General features: G+C 53.4%; 1 rRNA gene. It reads left to right on the forward strand.

Annotated elements, in window-relative coordinates:
* Window positions 1-1,004: ribosomal RNA gene (locus QUA16_RS36815) — 23S ribosomal RNA — on the forward strand; the annotation flags it as partial.

A 1,004-nucleotide genomic window follows, 5' to 3' on the forward strand; every position in this document is an offset into this window, starting at 1 on the left:
AAGTCATGTATTGGTAGGGGAGCGTTCCGCAACGGTGTGAAGCACTAGCGACAAGCAGGTGTGGACTGTGCGGAAGTGAGAATGTCGGCTTGAGTAGCGCAAATGTAGGTGAGAATCCTACACCCCGAAACCCTAAGGGTTCCTCCGCCAGGCTCGTCCGCGGAGGGTGAGTCAGGTCCTAAGGCGAGGCAGAAGTGCGTAGTCGATGGATAACGGGTCAATATTCCCGTACCTGACATTGTTGGTGCAGAGGGACGGAGAAGGCAATCGCCAGCCGGATGTTGGTTACCGGTTCAAGTATTCGAGGTGTTGAGAGACGGAGAAAACGTCTTGAGCTGAGGTACGAGTACGACCTCCTACGGGAGGGAAGTGGTAGATGTCAGGCTTCCCAGAAAAGCTCTAAACACCATAAGCAATGTTAGCCTGTACCCGAAACCGACACAGGTAGGGAGGTAGAGTATACCAAGGGGCGCGAGATAACTCTCTCTAAGGAACTCGGCAAAATGGCCCCGTAACTTCGGGAGAAGGGGTACCTACGCAAGTAGGTCACAGTGAAGAGTCCCAGGCGACTGTTTACCAAAAACACAGGTCTCCGCAAAGTCGTAAGACGACGTATGGGGGCTGACGCCTGCCCAGTGCCGGAAGGTTAAGGAAGTTGGTTAGGGTAACCGAAGCTAGCGACTGAAGCCCCGGTGAACGGCGGCCGTAACTATAACGGTCCTAAGGTAGCGAAATTCCTTGTCGGGTAAGTTCCGACCCGCACGAAAGGCGTAACGATCTGGGAGCTGTCTCGGAGAGAGACTCGGCGAAATAGAATTGTCTGTGAAGATACGGACTACCTGCACCTGGACAGAAAGACCCTATGAAGCTTTACTATAGCCTGGAATTGTGTTCGGGCTTCGCTTACGCAGGATAGGTGGGAGGCTGTGAAGTTCTGCTTGTGGGCAGAATCGAGCCAACGGTGAGATACCACTTTAGCGAGGCTAGAATTCTAACCCTTACCC

The sequence above is a fragment of the Microcoleus sp. S13_C3 genome (genome assembly GCF_036700905.1).
Taxonomy (GTDB): Bacteria; Cyanobacteriota; Cyanobacteriia; order Cyanobacteriales; family Microcoleaceae; genus Microcoleus.